This is a genomic window from Klebsiella sp. X1-16S-Nf21 (assembly GCF_002837615.1).
In the GTDB taxonomy this organism is placed as follows: domain Bacteria; phylum Pseudomonadota; class Gammaproteobacteria; order Enterobacterales; family Enterobacteriaceae; genus Klebsiella; species Klebsiella variicola.
Genome location: NZ_PJDK01000013.1, coordinates 37,147 through 58,395, shown reverse-complemented (window position 1 = coordinate 58,395; position 21,249 = coordinate 37,147). Strand labels below are relative to the sequence as shown.

General features: G+C 56.8%; 17 protein-coding genes and 7 tRNA genes. 2 read left to right on the top strand and 22 right to left on the bottom strand.

What is annotated here, in order from left to right; all coding sequences use genetic code 11:
• Positions 1 to 72 precede the first annotated feature (72 nt).
• From nadD to leuS, 4 genes are read right to left on the bottom strand one after another with little or no spacing between them, the layout of a single operon-like run.
• A complete protein-coding gene (gene nadD, locus CW267_RS08510) occupies positions 73 to 723 on the bottom strand; it encodes a nicotinate-nucleotide adenylyltransferase (RefSeq protein ID WP_012542457.1) in 651 nt (216 codons plus the stop codon).
• Positions 716 to 1,747 carry a DNA polymerase III subunit delta gene (gene holA, locus CW267_RS08505; RefSeq protein ID WP_032691138.1) on the bottom strand — a complete coding sequence of 344 codons (1,032 nt, stop codon included), beginning with the start codon at positions 1,745 to 1,747 and terminating at the stop codon, positions 716 to 718. The genes nadD and holA overlap by 8 nt, the downstream gene beginning before the upstream one ends.
• Complete coding sequence (gene lptE, locus CW267_RS08500) at positions 1,747 to 2,337, bottom strand: LPS assembly lipoprotein LptE (protein WP_100781417.1); 591 nt, start codon at positions 2,335 to 2,337, stop codon at positions 1,747 to 1,749. Before lptE ends, holA begins: the two co-directional genes overlap by 1 nt.
• A 14-nt stretch (positions 2,338 to 2,351) precedes the next feature.
• Entirely contained in the window at positions 2,352 to 4,934 is a 2,583-nt protein-coding gene (gene leuS / locus CW267_RS08495) for a leucine--tRNA ligase (RefSeq protein WP_012542455.1), read from the bottom strand.
• A gap of 226 nt (positions 4,935 to 5,160) precedes the next feature.
• Between leuS and CW267_RS08490 the strand changes: the two genes are divergently transcribed.
• Entirely contained in the window at positions 5,161 to 5,643 is a 483-nt protein-coding gene (locus CW267_RS08490) for a zinc ribbon-containing protein (protein ID WP_032691348.1), read from the top strand.
• Positions 5,644 to 5,689: 46 nt separating this feature from the next.
• Here CW267_RS08490 and CW267_RS08485 read toward each other — a convergent pair whose 3' ends face one another.
• The 11 genes from CW267_RS08485 to miaB form a co-directional block, all read right to left on the bottom strand.
• Entirely contained in the window at positions 5,690 to 7,483 is a 1,794-nt protein-coding gene (locus tag CW267_RS08485; protein ID WP_032734974.1) for a filamentous hemagglutinin N-terminal domain-containing protein, read from the bottom strand.
• A 64-nt stretch (positions 7,484 to 7,547) separates the two neighbouring features.
• The gene (locus tag CW267_RS08480) at positions 7,548 to 9,218 is read right to left on the bottom strand and encodes a ShlB/FhaC/HecB family hemolysin secretion/activation protein (protein WP_100781416.1); all 1,671 of its coding nucleotides are present in this window, start codon (positions 9,216 to 9,218) and stop codon (positions 7,548 to 7,550) included.
• 372 nt (positions 9,219 to 9,590) lie between these two features.
• On the bottom strand, positions 9,591 to 10,316 hold the full coding sequence (locus CW267_RS08475) for an amino acid ABC transporter ATP-binding protein (RefSeq protein ID WP_008805645.1): 726 nt from the start codon (positions 10,314 to 10,316) through the stop codon (positions 9,591 to 9,593).
• The gene (gltK, locus tag CW267_RS08470) at positions 10,316 to 10,990 is read right to left on the bottom strand and encodes a glutamate/aspartate ABC transporter permease GltK (protein WP_012542451.1); all 675 of its coding nucleotides are present in this window, start codon (positions 10,988 to 10,990) and stop codon (positions 10,316 to 10,318) included. Before gltK ends, CW267_RS08475 begins: the two co-directional genes overlap by 1 nt.
• Positions 10,990 to 11,730, bottom strand: a complete 741-nt coding sequence (locus CW267_RS08465; protein WP_002894709.1) for an amino acid ABC transporter permease — start codon at positions 11,728 to 11,730, stop codon at positions 10,990 to 10,992. The genes gltK and CW267_RS08465 overlap by 1 nt, the downstream gene beginning before the upstream one ends.
• 164 nt (positions 11,731 to 11,894) lie before the next feature.
• Positions 11,895 to 12,806, bottom strand: a complete 912-nt coding sequence (locus CW267_RS08460) for an amino acid ABC transporter substrate-binding protein (protein ID WP_100781415.1) — start codon at positions 12,804 to 12,806, stop codon at positions 11,895 to 11,897.
• 355 nt (positions 12,807 to 13,161) lie between these two features.
• Positions 13,162 to 14,700 carry an apolipoprotein N-acyltransferase gene (gene lnt, locus CW267_RS08455; protein WP_022065697.1) on the bottom strand — a complete coding sequence of 513 codons (1,539 nt, stop codon included), beginning with the start codon at positions 14,698 to 14,700 and terminating at the stop codon, positions 13,162 to 13,164.
• A gap of 128 nt (positions 14,701 to 14,828) precedes the next feature.
• A complete protein-coding gene (gene corC, locus CW267_RS08450) occupies positions 14,829 to 15,707 on the bottom strand; it encodes a CNNM family magnesium/cobalt transport protein CorC (RefSeq protein WP_004197606.1) in 879 nt (292 codons plus the stop codon).
• A gap of 147 nt (positions 15,708 to 15,854) precedes the next feature.
• Positions 15,855 to 16,328 carry an rRNA maturation RNase YbeY gene (gene ybeY, locus CW267_RS08445; protein WP_002894722.1) on the bottom strand — a complete coding sequence of 158 codons (474 nt, stop codon included), beginning with the start codon at positions 16,326 to 16,328 and terminating at the stop codon, positions 15,855 to 15,857.
• Positions 16,325 to 17,371: a PhoH family protein gene (locus CW267_RS08440; protein ID WP_008805649.1), complete on the bottom strand. Its 1,047-nt coding sequence runs from the start codon at positions 17,369 to 17,371 to the stop codon at positions 16,325 to 16,327. Before CW267_RS08440 ends, ybeY begins: the two co-directional genes overlap by 4 nt.
• Positions 17,372 to 17,524: 153 nt before the next feature.
• A complete protein-coding gene (gene miaB, locus CW267_RS08435) occupies positions 17,525 to 18,949 on the bottom strand; it encodes a tRNA (N6-isopentenyl adenosine(37)-C2)-methylthiotransferase MiaB (protein ID WP_012542448.1) in 1,425 nt (474 codons plus the stop codon).
• A 179-nt stretch (positions 18,950 to 19,128) separates the two neighbouring features.
• On the opposite strand from miaB, the gene ubiF reads away from it, so the two are divergent.
• Entirely contained in the window at positions 19,129 to 20,304 is a 1,176-nt protein-coding gene (gene ubiF / locus CW267_RS08430) for a 3-demethoxyubiquinol 3-hydroxylase (RefSeq protein WP_012968696.1), read from the top strand.
• A 119-nt stretch (positions 20,305 to 20,423) separates the two neighbouring features.
• On the opposite strand, the gene CW267_RS08425 is transcribed toward ubiF, so the two are convergent.
• The 7 genes from CW267_RS08425 to CW267_RS08395 form a co-directional block, all read right to left on the bottom strand.
• Positions 20,424 to 20,498, bottom strand: a tRNA-Gln gene (locus tag CW267_RS08425).
• Positions 20,499 to 20,573: 75 nt separating this feature from the next.
• Positions 20,574 to 20,648: transfer RNA gene (locus CW267_RS08420), tRNA-Gln, on the bottom strand.
• Between the two features lie 46 nt (positions 20,649 to 20,694).
• Positions 20,695 to 20,771 (bottom strand) — tRNA-Met (locus tag CW267_RS08415).
• 23 nt (positions 20,772 to 20,794) lie between these two features.
• Positions 20,795 to 20,869: transfer RNA gene (locus CW267_RS08410), tRNA-Gln, on the bottom strand.
• A 36-nt stretch (positions 20,870 to 20,905) separates the two neighbouring features.
• Positions 20,906 to 20,980: transfer RNA gene (locus CW267_RS08405), tRNA-Gln, on the bottom strand.
• A gap of 23 nt (positions 20,981 to 21,003) precedes the next feature.
• Positions 21,004 to 21,088, bottom strand: a tRNA-Leu gene (locus CW267_RS08400).
• Between the two features lie 8 nt (positions 21,089 to 21,096).
• Positions 21,097 to 21,173, bottom strand: a tRNA-Met gene (locus tag CW267_RS08395).
• Positions 21,174 to 21,249 lie beyond the last annotated feature (76 nt).

The following is a 21,249-nucleotide window of genomic DNA, read 5'->3' as shown; positions in this document are numbered from 1 at the left end:
GATGATGCTCAGACAGGCGGTGGAGACGTGGCGCTACGATAGCGCTTTTTTAGCATCAGGCCCAGTCCGGGGTCAGCAATAGAGTCCCTGCTCGCGGATGTAGTCCAGCACGGTGGCCGGCAGCATCTCGGCGCAGGATTCCCCGCGCTCGAGGCGCTGGCGGATAATCGTCGCCGAGATATCGAACCACGGCGTTTCCGCCAGGTAGATGGCCCCGGCGGGGCGGTTATGCAGGCGCTCTACGTCGTGGGTTAAGTGACGGTCCAGCCACTGCTGATCAGCGTCGTGCGCCATGGTCAGCGGGTAACCCGGGCGGCGGCAGACGATCAGATGAACGTTATCAAGGATGGTTTCATAGCGGTGCCAGGTGGGGAAGGTGAGCAGCGAATCCTGGCCGATGATAAACGCCAGCGGTTTTTCTGCCCCCTGCTCCTGGCGCCATGCCTGCAGCGTGTCTGCTGTCCAGGAGGGGGTGTCACGCTGCAGTTCGCGTTCGTCGAGCGTGAACAGCGGCTTATCGGCAATCGCCAGCTTCAGCATATGCACGCGCTGGGCGCTGGTGGCTTCCGGCTGGGGACGGTGCGGCGGGACGTTGTTAGGCATGATGATGACCTTGCTCAGGCCAATCTGATTCGCCAGGATCTCGACCGGCTTGAGGTGACCATAATGCACCGGATCGAAGGTGCCGCCATAGATTGCCTGTAACTGAGTCATATCAACCATCAATAAAAACGTCCGCCAGGGCTTTGTGGCAGAGCAACAACGAAAGACTTTCCAGTTCGGGCCAGACGTCGTGCCCGTAATCCTGTTTAAAGGTCAGTTCCGCGCGGGTCAGGAGGGTCACCGCCTGGCGCAACTGTTCCCCGCTCAGTCGGGCGAGGGCATCGCTGAGCAGCTGACGGCGGTTTTGCCAGACCCGATGTTTATCAAACAGCGAGCGCAGCGGCGTGTGCGTCGACTGGCGTTTGAGCGTGACCAGCAGCAGCAGCTCCCGCTGTAGCGTACGCAGCAGGATCGCCGGCTCGCAGCCTTCAAGGCGGAGCTGTTGCAGAACATGTAGCACGCGCTTGCTTTTGCCTGCCAGTAGCGCATCGACCCAATGGTAAGGGGTAAAGTGGGCGGCATCGTTTACCGCCTGCTCAACCCGGGGCAGGGTCAGCTTACCGTCCGGCCAGAGCAGCGCCAGACGCTCCAGCGCCTGCGCCAGCGCCAGCAGATTACCTTCGTAACAGTAGCACAGCAGCTGACTGGCCGCGTCGTCGAGCTGCAGCTGATGCTGTTTGGCCCGGGCGGCCAGCCAGCGCGGCAGCTGTGCGTATTCCGGCGTCTGGCAACTGACCTGGACGGCCCGCTGCGCCAGGGCGGTAAGCCACGCGGCATTCTCCTGGGCTTTGGTCAGCTTATTCCCGCGAACTATCAGCAGCAGGTCGTCGTGCAGCAGGCCGATCAGGGTCGCCAGCTGTTCGTTGATCGCCGCGTTAGGGCCGTTTTCCGGCAGGATTAGCAGCAGCGTTTGCCGGCTGGAGAACAGACTCAACGCCTGGCTTAACGCGAAAATCGCCTGCCAGTCGGTGCTGTTATCGATGGTGAAGGTGTGGTGCTCGGTAAAGCCCTGGGCGGCAGCGGCTTCGCGAATGGCGTCCTGGCTTTCCTGCAACAGCAGGGGATCGTTGCCAAGCAGCAGATAGGCCGCGCGCAGCCCTTCAGTGAGCTGCGCGCGGAGTTGTTCCGGGTACAACCGAATCATCATTGACCCAGAGTGGTGGAGACGCGGTTACCCGAGGAAGTCGGTGCCGTGCTGCCGGCGACCGGTTTCTCTTCCTGCTGGGTTGCTTCAACATCTGCAACCTGCACGCTCGGCAGCTTACGAATCAGCTGTTCCGCCGCTTTGTCGTACATTTCCTGGATAATCATATCCTGCTCGGCGTCTTTCGCTAACGCCGCCTGCGGGTTATCGAAGAACGAACGATAGACCTTGGTGGTAATCGGATAGATATCGTGACCCGGGATCAGGACGCTGGCATGAACGGTCATGACCATCTGATATTCCGCGGTACGACCATCCTGGAACACCGAGGCGGTATCTTTCTGAATCGACGAACCATCGAGGCGCAGAGAAGGAACATCTTTACGCAGCGTGCTGGCGTCGATCAGGTCCACGCCATTAAGACGCAGCTGATTACGTACCGCGCGACTTAACGGTCCGTTCGGATCGCTCGACTGAAGAATCATGGTTTTCATGGTGGTGGGCACCTTCGTAGTGCTACGCAGATGCCAGCCACAGCCGGCGGTGACAAGCACCGCCAGGGATAACAACATTGTTACCAGATATCGCACGCTTCCTCCCGCGCTTAGCCAACGACCAGATTGAGCAGTTTACCCGGAACGTAAATCACTTTACGCACGGTTTTACCGTCGAGATATTTCGCGACCAGATGCTCCTGGCCGGCACGCTCGCGGACCTGCTCTTCAGTTGCATCTACCGCAACGGTAATTTTACCACGAACTTTGCCATTGACCTGGACGACGACGAGGGTGCTGTCTTCCACCATCGCGCTTTCATCCGCCACCGGCCACGGCGCGTTGTCGATATCGCCTTCGCCGTTCAGCTCGCGCCACAGGGTGAAGCTGGCGTGCGGGGTGAACGGGTTCAGCATACGCACCACCGCCAGCAGCGCTTCCTGCATCAGGGCACGATCCTGTTCGTCTTCCTGCGGCGCTTTCGCCAGCTTGTTCATCAGCTCCATGATCGCCGCGATGGCGGTGTTGAAGGTCTGACGACGGCCGATGTCATCGGTCACTTTGGCGATCGTTTTGTGAATATCGCGACGCAGCGCTTTCTGATCTTCACTCAGCGCCGCCACGTTCAGTGCCGCAACGTCCCCTTTGGTGGTGTGCTCGTAGACCAGTTTCCAGACGCGTTTCAGGAAGCGGTTAGCCCCTTCAACGCCAGATTCCTGCCACTCGAGGGTCATATCCGCCGGGGACGCAAACATCATGAACAGACGCACGGTATCCGCGCCATAACGCTCAACCATCACCTGCGGGTCGATGCCGTTGTTTTTCGACTTGGACATCTTGCTCATGCCGGTGTACACCAGCTCATGGCCTGCCGCGTCTTTCGCTTTCACGATGCGGCCTTTTTCGTCGCGCTCAACAATGGCGTCAACCGGGGAAACCCAGTTACGTTCGCCGTTTTCGCCTACATAGTAGAAGGCGTCAGCCAGCACCATGCCCTGGCACAGCAGCTGCTTCGCCGGCTCATCGGAGTTGACCATGCCCGCGTCGCGCATCAGCTTGTGGAAGAAGCGGAAGTAGAGCAGGTGCATGATGGCGTGTTCGATACCGCCGATGTAGATATCTACCGGCAGCCAGTAGTTGGCCGCTTTCGAATCCAGCATCCCTTCCTGATACTGCGGGCAGGTGTAGCGCGCATAGTACCAGGAGGATTCCATAAAGGTGTCAAAGGTGTCGGTTTCACGCAGCGCCGGCTGACCGTTAACGGTGGTCTTCGCCCATTCAGGATCGGCTTTGATCGGGCTGGTGATGCCGTCCATGACCACATCTTCCGGCAGGATCACCGGCAGTTGATCTTCCGGGGTCGGCAGCACGGTGCCATCTTCCAGGGTCACCATCGGGATCGGCGCACCCCAGTAGCGTTGACGGGACACACCCCAGTCACGCAGACGGTAGTTAATTTTACGCTCGCCTACGCCCATGGCTGCCAGTTTGTCGGCAATGGCGTTGAAGCCGGCTTCATAATCGAGGCCGCTGAACTCGCCGGAGTTAAACAGGACGCCTTTCTCGGTCAGCGCCTGCGCGGAGAGATCCGGCTCGCTGCCGTCAGCGGCGAGGATAACCGGCTTGATGTTCAGACCGTACTTGCTGGCGAACTCATAGTCACGCTGGTCGTGACCCGGAACGGCCATGACCGCGCCGGTGCCATATTCCATCAGCACGAAGTTTGCCGCCCAGACAGGAATTTCTTCGCCGGTCAGCGGGTGAATGGCTTTAAACCCGGTATCGACGCCTTTTTTCTCCATCGTCGCCATGTCGGCTTCGGCTACTTTGGTATTACGGCATTCGTCGATAAAGGCAGCCAGCGCCGGATTGTTCGCTGCAGCCTGCTGCGCCAGCGGGTGACCCGCCGCGACAGCCAGGTAGGTGCAGCCCATAAAGGTGTCCGGACGGGTGGTGTAGACGGTCAGCTTATCGGCGTAGTTGTTGACGTCAAAGGAGATTTCCACCCCTTCGGAACGGCCGATCCAGTTGCGCTGCATGGTCTTTACGGTGTCTGGCCAGTGATCCAGTTTATCCAGATCGTTCAGCAGTTCATCGGCGTAGGCGGTGATTTTAATAAACCACTGCGGGATCTCTTTACGCTCGACTTTGGTATCGCAGCGCCAGCAGCAGCCGTCGATAACCTGTTCGTTGGCCAGTACGGTCTGGTCGTTCGGGCACCAGTTCACCGCGGAGGTTTTCTTGTATACCAGCCCTTTTTTGTACAGCTCGGTGAAGAACTTCTGCTCCCAGCGGTAGTATTCCGGGGTGCAGGTCGCCAGCTCGCGGCTCCAGTCATAGCCAAAACCCAGCATTTTGAGCTGGTTTTTCATGTAGGCGATGTTGTCGTAGGTCCACGGTGCTGGCGCGGTGTTGTTTTTCACTGCCGCGCCTTCCGCCGGCAGACCAAACGCATCCCAGCCAATCGGCTGCAGGACGTTTTTGCCCAGCATACGCTGGTAGCGGGCAATCACGTCGCCGATGGTGTAGTTACGCACGTGACCCATGTGTAGTCGACCAGAAGGATAAGGAAGCATCGACAGGCAGTAATACTTCTCTTTGCTCTCGTCTTCAGTTACTTCAAATGTACGATTTTCGTCCCAGTGAAGCTGGACTTTCGATTCTATCTCTTCCGGGCGGTATTGCTCTTGCATGGCAGCCAGTGGTCCTGTTTTCAATACAGCTACAAAATGTAGCCAATGGATGTGTTATTTCAGATCGGCATAGCATAGCCCAAACGCCCCCGTCAAAACAGCCTTTCGCACATTAACATCGGCAAAAGCCGCGCTGATTATTTCGCGACTCTGTGGCTTGTCAGACACAGCGGGAGAGGAATAAGGTCTATTATCAGAAGACGTTAACCACACCGGAGGCGAAATGATGAACAAGGTTGCTCAATATTACCGTGAACTGGTCTCCTCGCTCAGCGAACGGCTCCGCCATGGAGAGCGCGATATCGACGCGCTGGTGACACAGGCGCGGGAAAAAATCGCCCGCGCCGGCGATCTCACGCAGAGCGAGATCGAGTCGGTGATTGCGGCAGTAAAACGCGATCTCGAGGAGTTTGCCCGCAGCTACGAAGAGAGTCATGAAGACGAGAGCGACAGCGTGTTTATGCGGGTGATCAAAGAGAGCCTGTGGCAGGAACTGGCTGATATCACCGACAAAACGCAGCTCGAGTGGCGCGAAGTCTTTCAGGATCTGAATCACCACGGCGTGTACCACAGCGGTGAGGTGGTCGGCCTGGGCAATCTGGTCTGCGAGAAGTGCCACTATCACCTGGCAGTGTATACCCCGGACGTGCTGCCGCGCTGTCCGAAGTGTGGCCACGATCAGTTCCAGCGTCGGCCCTTCGAACCCTAAGCGGTGCGAAAAAAGATGCGCGAGGCTTCGCGCATCGTGGTTTGTCTTATTTCACGGTGTTGATTTCGGTACTCTTGAAATACTGATAGCCACCCATGTTGCTGGCATAGCTGTGCGAGGAGTTGAGAATCAACTTGTTCGCGCTCAGGGTGCCGACGTCACAAGTGTTAAACCCTAACCAGCCGCAGCCGCGACCGCTGTTGATGACCTTTTTCGCGTTCATCGTCAGCGTACCACCCGCTTTAATCAACGAGTAATTGCTGATAGTGCTATTATTTCGGGCATCCAGCAGCATGTCGCCTGTGCTGGAGAAGGTGCCCTCATTAACGATGTTTCCAGTGGAAGTCAGGGCAATATTACCCGCTGTGATAGTACCGGTGTTATTCACCACAGCATGATGGGTGGTGATATCGGCCGCTTTCATATAACCATTTTGATTCAGCCAGTAGCTGTGGGCGGTAATGGCATTGGTGGCCTCCATGCGACCGCTGGTGCTTTGCGCCAGCGTGCCGTTGGTCTGCAGATTGATATTTTCGCCGGTGATATTGCCGAGGTTATAGATCTCGCCCGTATTGGTGCTGCCATCCTGCTTAAGGGACTGAACGGTGGTTTGGCCGGTAGAATTAATGTTGCCGGTATTCTTAAAGCTGCTGCCAACAAACGTCAGGCTGGTGTTTTTGGCGCTGATTTTGCCTTCATTGAGGAAATCACCGATTGCCGTGGCGGCAATCTGGTTATTCGACAGCAGGGACGCTTTGGCCTCATTGCGGATTTTCCCGCCGCTGGTCAGGCTAAGTCCGCTGGTGCCGGTCATTGTGCCTGAGTCGCCGTTAGTGATATTGCCGTTGGCGGAGGCAATCAGCTGGCCGCCGGTGAGGGAGCCGACGTTGACGATATAGTCGCCGCTGGAAAGCATTAAATAATAGGCGCCAGCGATGCTGCCGTTATTGGTGATACCCGTGGCGGTGGAAACCTGGCTCAGCAAACCTTTGCCCGTTATTGTCCCTTTGTTTAGCAGGTTACCGTTGCTGGTGAGCTGCAGCGTGCTGTTAGCGACAATGGAGCCCTGGTTACGTACGCCAAAGCCGATGTTATTGCCGACCATGCTGATGCTGTTGGCGGTGATGCCGCCAAGGCTGCTGACGTCGATGCTGTACTGCGGGTTGATCGTCATTTCGATAAGCGTCGCTTGTTTACCTGCAGAGGTTATCGCGCCCGAGCTGTTATCCATGGTGAAGCGACCTGCGCTGACCAGGGCATTATTGGCCTGTACTTTACCGTTAATCTTAATCGCGTCGGCGAGCAGAACCGCGTAGCCGTTAGCGGCGTTCATGCCATTTTCGCCGATGGTGAGGGTGCCGCCCGTTACGGTATAGCTGCCGATGGCGCCGTCGCTGGTCATGTTGACTTTACCGGTGGTCAGGATGGCCTTGTTGGTATTGACAAAGCTACAGCCGGAGCAGGTGATGCCGTTCGGGTTGGCGATCACCACGTCCGCTTTCTGACCGTTAACTTCGATAAAGCCCTTCAGGCTACTGGCGTTTTTGGAGGTCACCTCGTTCAAAATCACCGAGGCGCTGCCGGCGGTCAGGTTGTTGTTGCGGGCAATATTGCCCAACGTACCGTGGCTGACATCCTCGCCGCTGTTATTAAGGACGGTGCCATTAGTACCGACGTTGAAGTCGCGGTACAGGTTATGGGAGACGCCGGCGGCGTTCGGCTTTTCAATATCAATAACCGTGGCGCCGGACGAATGCGTATAGCTGGTCGGGTCGGCATAAACCACCGACGAGGTTAATACTGCCGCCAGCGCGACATAAGAAGCTTTAAACTTAAACATTTTATTTATTCCTTTAAATTAAGATTAATAAACAACGTAGCTGAAAGGGTCGATAATGATTGAATTAATACCTCCACTGTAATGAAAAGCCCATATTCAGGGCGTCGCTATGAAACGTATCCGGTTTACTGAGCGGGGTGCTAATAAACAGATCGTATTGCGTTGACCATAATTGTCCGCGCAGGCCGCTGACGGCGCCGGAAAGGACTTTGCCTTTTTGATACAGATCGGCGCCAATAAGGCGACCCACATCCGCGCCCAGATAGAATTGCCGCTCGTGGGTGGGCAGATCCCAGATAAAATCGTTGCGCCAGTACCATCCCTGATTGCCGGACAGGCTGTTTTCACCGTCAAAACCGCGCACGCTCCAGCGACTGCCAATATTGAATTTATTATCGGAAGCGAGTTTGTCCGGGCTGAACTGGGCGCTCAAGCGGGGAGCCCAGGTAAATTTGTCGCCGGTGGCGTCAAATTTCATTAGCGCCTGCAGATTACCATGCACGATCCGTGACAGCGGGCTGTATAACCCGGCCTTTTCCTCCGGCGTTGGCGTTGAGCTGAGCCACGGCACGCTGCGCTGGATGCCGATGCTGGCATCAACAATCTTTTTGTTAAAGTAGTGCTGGTGGTTGAGGGTGAATTCCCATGAGGGGTTCTGCTTGCGCATCACCAGTAGCTCACTGCCGCCAAAGTAATAATGCGAGGTACTCTTGGCGATCCGCAGGTCGGCGGTGGTTTTTTGCTGCCGGGTGTGGGAGAGCAGACGACTCAGCGTGGCGCTGTAGTAGCGATTTTTACTCTTATAATCCATCGTCGACCAGTTGCCGTTAAACTGCTGGCGATACTGGCTGTATGCCCCGTAGGCGCTTAGTGTCCAGTAGCCGAAGGGGATGGAGTAATACAGGCTGCCGTTGTGGTTGCCGTCGTTATGCTGATTGAATTCAATATCGCCCCCGCCGGAAAGGTACAGGATATCGTTGAGGGTGGTCAGGTCATAGAGATAGAGGGCGCCGCCGGCCTGGTAGCGGCCGCTGGCTTTGCTGCCGGCGTCGTCAAGCCAGGCGCCAAGCTGCCATTTTTTCGCCAGGCTGCGGGCAATCTGGATATCGCTTTCTCCCTCGTGCTGGCCTGGCAGCAGTTTCATGTGCGCCGTGGCGCCGGGCAGACGCTGCAGATTGGCCATCCCCTGCTCAAGATCGCTTAAGCGCAGGATTGTGCCGGAAGAGGTTGGCAGTGAATTCCACAGGCGGGTGGTGTCCGAGCCGTCGGCATAGCCGATAGCGCCCACTTTGCCATAGTGCAGCGTCAACCTGAGCATGCCCTGCTCCAGCGACTGGGAGGGCACATCAATCAGGGAGGTGATGTAGCCTTGCGCAATCAGCTCGTTTTGCAAGGTATAGGCCAGCAGGCGAATACCTTCGCTGCCGAGGCAGCGGCCCTGCGCCTGCTGCGCGGTTTTCGCCAGTAATTTCCGGGTGAGCGCCTGGTTATCGGAGTCGATATCGACCCGGTTGATCAATTTACAATGCGTTTCCTCAGGGAAAGGGATACCCTGCGGCGCCACGCGCTGTTGTGAAGACTGAAAGTCCTGTTGCTGCGGAGCCAGCGCCTCCTGGCGGGCTTTATCCTGTTCCGTCTGGTGAGCCGAGGTGGTCAACTGTGCGGCCCCGGCGGCTGAGGTGCCCGCCAGAGTGATAAACAGTAGCCCGGTGAGCGTGCGAGATCGAATTAACATGAAGCAATATCCATTTGTTTCATTGGTTCGGTGGCGCATCCGTTATTCTGCGTGCGGCAGAGAATATTGATGGCCTTTATTTCGCGCAGGCGAGGTCAGGCAAGAATATTATATTCAATTAATAAAATAATCGTGCGACGAACCTGTTACGAGGCGTTATATGCTAGCGGCGGTAGTGAAGCAGATCCACGAATTCATTAGTGAATTCTTTATGAATTTATCGATTTAATAAATAAGTTCAGCTTTTATCGCTAAGGTTTATTTGGTACGTAAATGATAGTAGCGATAACCGGCCGCATAAATAATATTGAAGAATAATATGGCGGGAAAGATAAGCTGCGCATACCGGGCGGTATGCGCAGCGAATAACGATTAATGCAGAATTTTGGCGAGGAAATCTTTGGCGCGATCGGATTGCGGATTGGCAAAGAAGGCTTCTTTATCGGCATCTTCGACAATCTTTCCTTCATCCATAAAGATCACCCGGTTCGCCACCTTGCGGGCAAAACCCATTTCATGGGTCACGACCATCATGGTCATCCCCTCGTTGGCCAGTTCGACCATGACGTCCAGCACCTCGTTAATCATCTCCGGGTCAAGCGCTGAGGTGGGCTCATCAAACAGCATAGCGATCGGGTCCATGCACAGGGCTCGGGCAATGGCCACGCGCTGCTGCTGGCCACCGGAGAGCTGCGCCGGATATTTTTCCGCATGCGCCGCCAGGCCAACGCGCTCCAGCAATTTGAGGCCTTTCTTGCGCGCTGATGCTTTATCGCGGTTAAGCACTTTGACCTGCGCCAGCGTCAGGTTGTCGATAATCGACAGATGAGGGAACAGTTCAAAATGCTGAAAGACCATTCCGACGTGCGAGCGCAGTTTAGCCAGGTTGGTCTTTTTATCGTTAACCACGGTGCCGTCGACGATAATCTGCCCCTGTTGCACAGGCTCAAGGCCGTTTACGGTTTTAATCAGCGTGGATTTACCGGAGCCTGACGGCCCGCAGACCACCACGACTTCGCCTTTTTTCACTTCCGTGGAGCAATCGGTCAGCACCTGAAAGTGACCATACCATTTTGAAACGTTTTTCAGGGTAATCATTACACAGTCCTTTTCTTCAACCAGCTGACCAACAGCGAGGCGCTGAGGCTAATCACAAAATAGACGCCGCCCGCGAACAGGATCATTTCGACCTGGGTTCCGTCGCGCTCACCAATGGTGGAGGCGGTACGGAAGAAGTCGGCGAGGCTCAATACATACACCAACGAGGTATCCTGGAACAGGACGATCCCCTGGGTAAGCAGCAGCGGCACCATGGCGCGGAAGGCCTGCGGCAGGATCACCAGCCGCATTGACTGCCAGTGGGTCATCCCCAGCGCCAACGCGGCGCCGGACTGGCCGCGGGAGATGCTCTGGATGCCGGCGCGGATAATCTCTGAGTAATAGGCGGCTTCGAACATCGAAAAGGCCACCATCGCCGAGATCAGGCGAATATCCGTTTTCGGCGACAGCCCCAGCACGTTCTGCAGGAAGCCCGGGACAATCAGGTAGAACCACAGCAGGACCATCACCAGCGGGATAGAACGGAATACGTTAACGTAGGTTTTAGCAAACCAGGCCAGCGGCAGAAAACTGGACAGGCGCATCACCGCCAGCAGGGTGCCCCAGACGATACCGACCACGATGGCGATCACCGTAATCTTCAGGGTGATCACCAGCCCTGCCAGCAGATAGGGCATAGACGGAACGATCGAACTCCAGTCAAAATCGTACATTATTTGCCTCCCATATTGCCAGGCAGGCGAACCTTACGCTCGACCACATACATAATCAGCATAATCACCGCGTTGATGAAGACATAGGCCAGGGTGATGGCCGTAAAAGACTCCCAGGCATGAGCGGAGTAGTCCAGCAGTTTGCCCGCCTGCGCGGCCATATCGGCAAGACCGATGGTGGAGGCGATGGCCGAGTTTTTCACCAGGTTCATCATTTCCGAGGTCATCGGCGGCACGATAACGCGGTAGGCGTTCGGCAGCAGCACGTAGCGGTAGGTTTGCGGCAGGGTCAGGCCCATCGCCAGACCGGCGTTCTTCTGCCCGCGCGGCAGCGACTGAATGGCGGCGCGTACCTGCTCGCAGACGCGGGCGGCGGTAAACAGCCCCAGGCACAGCATGGAGGAGACAAAGAACTGAATGTTTGGGTCCAGCTCCGATTTAAACCACATGCCGATATTTTCCGGCAGGAATTCCGGCACCACCAGGTACCAGGTAAAGAACTGCACGATCAGCGGCACGTTGCGAAACAGTTCGACATAGCAGGTGCCAATGCCCGAGAGGAAGCGATTGGGGACCGTGCGTAAAATGCCAAACAGTGAGCCGACGAGAAAAGCGATGATCCAGGCCGAGATGGAGAGGGCGACGGTTATCTGAAAACCGCTCCACAGCCAGCCCAGGTAGGTAGTGTTGCCGAAGGGGGCCTGTTGCAGGAATATCCCCCAGTTCCAGTCTATTGACATACATGACTCCTGGAAAAAAAAGGGTAGCCATTGCTACCCTCGAAGACGGTTGTCCAGCTTGTTTCGGTATTCGCGGCGGCTGGGGAACGACCAGCCACCGTATAGTCTGTCCGTGCTGTGACAATCATCGGGAGGGCAGGATATCCCGCCCCTGGTTGTTATAATTAGTTCAGTGCTTTGTCATTAGGTGATTTGAACAGCGCTTTCATGTCGTCAGACAGTTCGAAGTTCAGGTTAAGGTTTTTCGGCGGAATTGGATTTTTGAACCATTTATCAAACCATTTCGCCGCTTCGCCAGAGGTCTGGGCCTGAGCAACGGTTTCATCGACCAGCGCTTTGAACGACGGATCGTCTTTACGCAGCATGCAGCCATAGGCTTCTTTCGACTGTGCGGTGCCGACGATTTCCCAGTTATCCGGTTTCTTCGCCTTGGCGCGTTCGCCGGCCAGCAGAGCGTCATCCATCATAAAGGCCACGGCGCGTCCGCTTTCCAGGGTGCGGAAAGAGTCGCCATGATCTTTGGCGCTGATAATGCGCATATTCATTTTTTTCTCATCGTTCAGCTTATGCAGCAGGATCTCTGAGGTGGTTCCGGAGGTGACAACGACCGCTTTATCCTTCAGGTCCGGGAAATCTTTGATCGGACCGCCTTTCTTCACCAGCAGACGGGTGCCGACCACGAAGATGGTATCGGAGAAGGCCGCCTGTTTCTGGCGCTCAAGGTTGTTGGTGGTTGAGCCGCACTCGAAATCAAAGGTGCCATTCTGCAGCAGCGGGATACGGTTCTGCGAGGTGACAGGGATCAGTTTGACCTGCAGGTCCGGCTTGTTCAGCTTTTTCTTGATGGCATCAACGATGGCGTTGGAGTAGTCCTGAGAGTAGCCCACAACCTTCTGCTGTTTATCGTAGTAAGAGAACGGGACTGAAGATTCACGATGGCCGACAACGATAACCCCATTTTTGGCGATCTTATCCAGGGTGCTCTGGCCTGCCGCCGGGGCGGCATCTTCTGCGTGTGCCAGACCGGCGGTCACACCCATGACCAGCATTGCGGCGGCCAGTTTACGTAATTGCATATCCAACTCCTTATCCGTAGCGTCAGCGGCGCTATTGATACCCATTGTGATTGTGTGTGTTGTTATTCGAGGCACGCGTCCACGTGCCGCATTTGTATGTGTTTGTTAGCATTTAGTTTGGCTTAATGTAAAGATTTTGCTGTTTTATTGTTTATTTTTGCGAAGTGCTCCGCACCAATGGGAGGCAAAGATCTTCTATTGCACCAAAATAGCGCGACCGCCGAACGTTTATGGTGCAACCCGGTTGCACTGGGTCGGACGATGGCGCTACCAGGGAGAATAAAGCAATGACTGTGCCAGGATGGCTGGCGCGGGGAGAAAAAATGCCGGCGACGGGCGTCGCCGGCGGAGAAACTTATCGGCGACGCTGACGCAGGCTCATCAGTAGCGCAGCGAAGCCTAACAGCGCCGTCAGCGCCCATAGCGGCCAGTTGCCGGTGCGGGCGTAAGGGGTTAAGCCGCTGGTGGGCGTCACGGTGGTGGTCAACACCTCGCGGGTAAACTGCGGGATCATCTTCTGGATCTCGCCGCGCGGGCCGATCACCGCAGTAATGCCGTTGTTGGTGCTGCGCAGGAGTGGGCGGGCCAGCTCCAGGGCGCGCATCCGCGCCATCTGGAAGTGTTGCCACGGACCGATGGACTTACCGAACCAGGCGTCGTTGGAGATGGTCAGCAGGAAGTCGGTATCCGGCCGGAAGTTATCGCGTACCTGTTCCCCGAGGATGATCTCGTAGCAGATGGCGGCGGTCAGCTTCAGGTTATGCGCCATCAGCTGCGGCTGCACGTAGGGGCCGCGGCTGAAGGAGGACATCGGCAGGTCAAAGAACGGCGCCAGCGGACGCAGAATCGATTCCAGCGGCACAAACTCACCGAACGGCACCAGATGGTTCTTGTTGTAACGGTTGGTCGAGTCGTAGCGGTACGGGTTATCTTTACCGAGGGTAATGATGGTGTTGTAGGTATCGTAGCGGTTCTGCTTATTGAGACGCGCATCGACAATGCCGGTGATCAGCGAACTGTCTTTTGCGCGCAGCAGATCGTCCATCATGCTGAGGAACTGCTGCTGGTTGATCTCCAGATCCGGGATCGCCGACTCGGGCCAGATAATCAGCTGCGAGTGGCCGATATGCGGCTGGGTCAGCGCCAGGTAGGTTTTCAGGGTGTTGACCAGCTGCTTCTCGTCCCACTTCATGGCCTGTGGGATATCGCCTTGCACCAGCGAGACCTGGGTCGCGCGCTCCGGCAGCAGCTGATACCACTGGATATAGCGCAGCGGGAACGGCAGGGCGAACAGCAGCGCGGCAATAGCCAGCGGCTTCCAGTTACGCTGGACGAGGGCCAGGGCCAGCAGGCCGCTAACCATCATCAGCAGGAAGTTGATCGCCTCGACGCCCATCACCGGCGCGAGACCTTTCAGCGGGCCGTCGATCTGGCTATAGCCGAACTGCAGCCATGGGAAGCCGGTCAGCACCCAGCCGCGCAGGAACTCGGTGATTTGCCAGACGACGGGGGCGGCGATAGCCACCCGCAGCCAGCTGGTTTTGGGCCACAGCCGGGAGAGCAGGCCGGCAAACAGGCCGGTATAGAGCGAGAGATAGGCCGCCAGCAGAACGACGAGAAAGACGTTAACCGGACCTGGCATACCGCCGAATTGCGCGATGCTGACATAGACCCAGTTGATACCGGTGCCAAACAGCCCGAATCCCCAGAAATAGCCGATCCCGGCGCTTTGCAGCGGGCGTCGGTTGAGGGTTAACGCCTGCAGACCGATCAGCGAAACGATAGCTGCCGGCCAGAAGTCATAAGGTGAAAAAGCCAGCGTTCCGCTGGCTCCGAATAGCAGCGCCAGCAGCAGACGTACGCGCTGGCGTTCAAGAAGAGAGGCAAATACCATTTAGGCTAATCGTCCCGTAAATTAACGCCTGTTGCCACAGGCTATGCTGTTTGCCAGCAGGGGGAGGGGACAGCCGGGGATCGCCCACGGTCTGTCTCCCGGCTGGCCGTGACCTTCAGCGCCGCGGCTTACTCTTCCAGCTTCGGCTGGGGAGCGTCATCGGGCAGCTTTACATGCACCTGAATGATACGACGGCTATCTGCCATTGCCACCTTGAATTGGTAACCATCAATGTCGATAGATTCGCCGCGGGCCGGCAGATGGCCGAAGGCCTGCATCACCAGCCCGCCAATGGTATCCACTTCTTCATCGCTGAAGTGCGTGTCGAAGGCGTCGTTGAAGTCTTCGATGGAGGCCAGAGCGCGCACCGTCCAGGTGTGGCGGCTCAGCTGGCGGAAATCGATATCTTCTTCTTCGTCGTATTCGTCTTCAATTTCCCCGACGATGAGCTCAAGGATATCCTCGATGGTCACCAGGCCGGAGACGCCGCCGAATTCGTCAATAACGATCGCCATATGGTAGCGCTGTGAGCGAAACTCTTTCAGCATGCGGTCGACCCGCTTGCTTTCCGGGACGACAACCGCCGGCCGTAACACTTTTTCCATGCTGAAGGCTTCGGCGTCGCTGCGCATAAACGGCAGCAGATCCTTGGCCATCAGAATCCCTTCGATGTGATCTTTATCTTCACTGATGACCGGGAAACGCGAGTGGGCGGATTCGATAATGACATCCAGGCACTCGTCCAGCGTCTGGTTACGTTTCAGGGTTATCATTTGTGAACGGGGGATCATAATGTCGCGGACCCGCTGGTCGGCGATATCCATTACCCCTTCGAGCATGTCACGCGTATCTTCATCGATAAGATCGTTCTGCCCGGAATCACGGATCAGCGCCAGCAGTTCATCACGGTTTTTCGGTTCCCCGTGAAAAAGCTGGCTGAGTAACAGGGAGAAAAATCCCTTTTTGCTGTTTACTGTGTCACTACTGTGTGAATTGTCGTCGCTCATGGCGTCGTTTGGGTTCTCATGTTGATTTAACTGTCGCTCGTCGCGCGTAAACTCAGCGCCGGACGGCATGGGTTGCCTGACGTTCAGGCTGGCAAAATGCAGGAACAGCGGCCGGATGCGGCGCAAGCGCCGCCATCCGGCAGGGGGCTATTCAGCAATCTTCTCGGAAATGTACGGGTCCTCATAGCCCAGAGCAAGCATTATCTCTGTTTCAAGGCCTTCCATCTCTTCCGCTTCGTCGTCTTCGATATGATCGTAGCCCAGCAGATGCAGGCTGCCGTGCACCACCATATGCGCCCAGTGCGCCTCCAGGGGCTTACCTTGCTCGCTGGCTTCCTGCTCCACCACCTGACGGCAGATGATCAGATCGCCGAGCAGCGGCATTTCAATCCCCGGCGGCGCTTCAAACGGGAAGGAGAGGACGTTGGTCGGCTTATCCTTGCCGCGGTAGGTCAGGTTCAGCTCGTGGCTTTCTGCAACATCGACCAGACGAATCGTTAACTCTGACTCCTCCTGAAATGGCGGAATGACGGCATCGACCCAGCGCTGAAAAAGGGCTTCGTCCGGCAGGCCGCTGGTCTCTTCGCAGGCCAGCTGTAAATCGAGGATCACCTGACTCATTTTTGCTCCTGTTCCTGGGCTTCGCGTTTGCGCTCGGCGGCCAGTTCTGCTTTACGTTTCTGGTCTGCGGCTTCCCACGCCTCATAGGCGTTCACGATGCGGGCAACCACCGGATGGCGCACCACGTCTTCGCTATGGAAGAAGTTGAAGCTGATCTCATCGACTTCGGCCAGCACTTCGATGGCGTGGCGCAGACCGGATTTGGTGCTGCGCGGCAGGTCAATCTGCGTGATGTCGCCGGTGATCACCGCCTTGGAGTTAAAGCCGATGCGGGTCAGGAACATCTTCATCTGTTCGATGGTGGTGTTCTGGCTTTCATCAAGAATGATAAAGGCGTCATTCAGCGTTCGTCCGCGCATATAGGCCAGCGGGGCCACTTCGATGACGTTACGCTCAATCAGCTTCTCCACTTTCTCAAAGCCGAGCATCTCAAACAGCGCGTCATACAGCGGGCGCAGATATGGGTCGACCTTCTGGCTCAGATCGCCGGGCAGGAAGCCGAGCTTTTCGCCAGCCTCGACGGCCGGACGGGTCAGCAGAATACGGCGGATCTCCTGACGCTCCAGCGCATCGACCGCCGCCGCCACCGCCAGATAGGTTTTACCCGTCCCCGCCGGACCCACGCCGAAAGTGATGTCATGATCGAGGATATTGGCGATGTACTGCGCCTGGTTCGGCGTACGCGGTTTGATCACCCCGCGCTTGGTCTTGATATTGACGGCTTTCCCGTACTCCGGCACGCTCTCGGCGCTCTGCTCCAGCACGCGCGCCTCTTTGATCGCCAGATGGATCTGCTCCGGCTCAATATCCTGAATCTGACCGCGCATCGGCGCCGTATCGACATACAGGCTGCGCAGAATATCGGCGGCGGCGTGTACGCAAATAGCGCGTCCGGTCAGTTTAAAGTGATTGTCACGGCGGTTGATCTCAATGCCTAACCGACGCTCCAGCTGTTTGATATTGTCGTCAAACGGGCCGCACAAGGCTAACAGGCGTGCGTTATCCGCTGGCTCCAGGGTAATTTCACGAGTGTCTATGTTCAAACTGTTCCTCTTTACGCAGGTGGCCGGACGCGGCGCGTGGCCGGCTAATCAGGAAATTATTTACGTCACAGGAAAATGGCGCAAGCATTGCTGTAGATATAGGGACGGAGAGAGGAATTACAAGGCCTGCCGGAACCGACAGGCCTGAAGGGATCACGGCTGATAGATACCCACGCCAAGATCGTTCTCTTTACGGGTGCGGGCAATCACTGATTCAGGTGATTCAGCGATACGCAGACCCATCTCCGCCTCGGTACGCACGATTTTGCCGCGCAGCGAGTTGGTGTAAACATCGACGATTTCAACATCGACGAATTTACCGACCATATCCGGCGTACCTTCGAAGTTGACCACGCGGTTGTTCTCGGTGCGCCCGGAAAGCTCCATCAGGCTCTTACGCGACGTGCCTTCCACCAGAATGCGCTGTACCGTGCCGAGCATGCGACGACTCCAGGCCATCGCCTGCTGGTTGATTCGCTCCTGCAGAATATACAGACGCTGTTTTTTATCCTCCTCCGGCACGTCATCGACCATATCGGCCGCCGGGGTGCCCGGACGAGCGGAGAAGATAAAGCTGTAGCTCATATCGAAATTGACGTCGGCGATAAGCTTCATCGTCTTTTCGAAATCGTCTGTGGTTTCGCCGGGGAAGCCGACAATAAAGTCAGAGCTTATCTGAATATCCGGGCGCGCCTCACGCAGCTTGCGAATAATCGCTTTGTACTCCAGTGCGGTATGGGTGCGTCCCATCAGATTCAGAACCCGGTCAGAACCGCTCTGCACCGGCAGGTGCAGGAAGCTCACCAGCTCCGGCGTATCGCGATAGACCTCGATGATATCGTCGGTAAATTCGATCGGGTGGCTGGTGGTGAAGCGAATACGGTCGATGCCGTCGATGGCGGCGACCAGACGCAGCAGATCGGCAAAGCTGCCGGTGGTGCCGTCGTAATTCTCACCGCGCCAGGCGTTAACGTTCTGGCCCAGCAGATTGACCTCACGCACGCCCTGCGCCGCCAGCTGGGCGATTTCAAACAGGATATCGTCGCACGGACGGCTGACCTCTTCTCCGCGGGTGTACGGCACCACGCAGTAGGTACAGTATTTGTTGCAGCCTTCCATAATCGAAACAAAGGCGGTCGGGCCGTCGGCGCGCGGCTCTGGCAGGCGATCGAACTTTTCAATTTCCGGGAAGCTGATATCCACCACCGGGCTGCGGTTGCCGCGCACGGCGTTAATCATCTCCGGCAGGCGGTGCAGGGTTTGCGGCCCGAAAATAATATCGACATAGTGTGCGCGCTGACGAATATGGTCGCCTTCCTGGGAGGCCACGCAGCCGCCAACGCCAATAATCAGGTCCGGGTTTTTCTCTTTCAGCAGCTTCCAGCGTCCGAGCTGATGGAAAACTTTTTCCTGGGCCTTCTCACGAATTGAGCAGGTATTGAGCAACAGCACATCTGCTTCTTCCGCCACTTCGGTCAGTTGATACCCATGTGTCGCATCCAGCAGATCGGCCATCTTTGATGAATCATACTCGTTCATCTGACAGCCCCAGGTTTTAATATGGAGTTTTTTTGTCATTGACTTGCTCATGCTCAGTAATAGATATCCAAAACGCGGGGATATATACAGGGTGAATTTCGCTTTCCAGGGCGCGTATTGTAATGCTTTGGTCGCCCCCTGACCAGTGCGAGCGTTATCACCGCAAGGGAACAAAAAATCCGGTAAACTTAACGGATTCTGCTTTAAGGATAATAGCCATGACAATTCACGCAACAGATGTCGCCATCGTGGGCGGCGGCATGGTCGGCGGCGCCCTGGCGTTGGGGCTGGCGCAACAGGGATTTACCGTGACGGTGCTTGAGAAAACGGCGCCTCCGGCTTTCGAACCGGCATCCGCCCCGGATGTGCGAATCTCGGCTATCAGCGCGGCTTCGGTCGGCCTGCTGAAGAGTCTCGGCGTCTGGGATGCCGTACGGGCGATGCGCGTCCACGCTTATCGTCGTCTGGAGACCTGGGAGTGGGAGAGCGCGCACGTCGCCTTTGACGCCGCAGAGCTCAAACTGCCGGAGCTGGGCTACATGGTCGAGAACAAGGTCCTGCAATGGGGACTCTGGCAAGCGCTGGCGGCGCATGAAGGGGTCACCCTGCGCGTTGGTAGCGAACTGGAGGCGATGCAGCGCGGCGAGGCGCATACCGCGCTGCATTTACGCGAGGGAGAGGCGATCCACGCCCGGCTGGTGATCGGCGCCGACGGCGCCAATTCCCAGGTGCGGGAGATGGCCGGCATCGGCGTACACGCCTGGCAATATCAGCAGTCCTGTATGCTGATCAGCGTCGAATGCGTCGACGATCCCGGCGACAGCACCTGGCAGCAGTTTACCCCCAGCGGGCCGCGCGCCTTCCTGCCGCTGTTCGACCACTGGGCCTCGCTGGTCTGGTACGACACGCCGGCGCGGATCCGTCAGCTGCAGGGCATGACCATGGCGCAACTCCAGCAGGAGATCGCCAGTCACTTTCCGGCGCGGCTGGGTCGTGTGACGCCGCAGGCGGCCGGCGCTTTTCCGCTCACCCGGCGTCATGCGCTGCAGTATGTCCAGCCCGGCCTGGCGCTGGTGGGCGATGCGGCGCATACCATTCATCCGCTGGCGGGGCAGGGGGTTAACCTTGGCTACCGCGATGTGGATGCCCTGCTGGAGATCCTGGCGCAAGCGCGCGGCCGGGGCGAAGACTGGGCCAGCCTGCCGGTGCTGAAGCGCTACCAGGCGCGGCGGCGAGCGGATAATTTTATCATGCAGTCGGGGATGGATTTGTTTTATGCCGGTTTCAGCAATGACCTGGCGCCGGTGCGGATGCTGCGTAATATTGGCCTGATGGCGGCTGAACGCGCCGGGGTGTTGAAGCGTCAGGCGCTGAAGTATGCCTTAGGCTTGTAAAACCGGCTTCCCGGGCAGGGGCGTAGTGGAGAGCGCCTGCCCGGCAGTCAGTACTGCGTAAGCGTGTCAGGACGCCAATAGCAAAAAAGCTCACCGAAGTGAGCTTTTTTGCATTTAAGTGGCTGGGGTACGAGGATTCGAACCTCGGAATGCCGGAATCAGAATCCGGTGCCTTACCGCTTGGCGATACCCCAATTGTCTGTTGCGCTTTACCGTAACTACCCCGGTTGAGGGCAACAGTGCGTTCACTGCTGAACGACTTTTTAATTTGGCTGGGGTACGAGGATTCGAACCTCGGAATGCCGGAATCAGAATCCGGTGCCTTACCGCTTGGCGATACCCCAACAAATTGTTTCGGAATTATCGATGCGTATCGATACGTCCTGAATATGGTGGCTACGACGGGATTCGAACCTGTGACCCCATCATTATGAGTGATGTGCTCTAACCAGCTGAGCTACGTAGCCAAATTGTCTTACTGTTTCTTCGATGGCTGGGGTACCTGGATTCGAACCAGGGAATGCCGGTATCAAAAACCGGTGCCTTACCGCTTGGCGATACCCCAATACCGTCGCGGTGAACCGCAAATATCGAAGAAATATGGCTGGGGTACCTGGATTCGAACCAGGGAATGCCGGTATCAAAAACCGGTGCCTTACCGCTTGGCGATACCCCATCCGTACAACGCTAACTGGTGAATGGTGCGGGAGGCGAGACTTGAACTCGCACACCTTGCGGCGCCAGAACCTAAATCTGGTGCGTCTACCAATTTCGCCACTCCCGCAAAAAAGATGGTGGCTACGACGGGATTCGAACCTGTGACCCCATCATTATGAGTGATGTGCTCTAACCAGCTGAGCTACGTAGCCATCTTTTTTTCGCGTAACCTTATCGGCGTTGCGGGGCGCATTATGCGTATTGGGCCTGCGAGCGTCAACCTCTTTT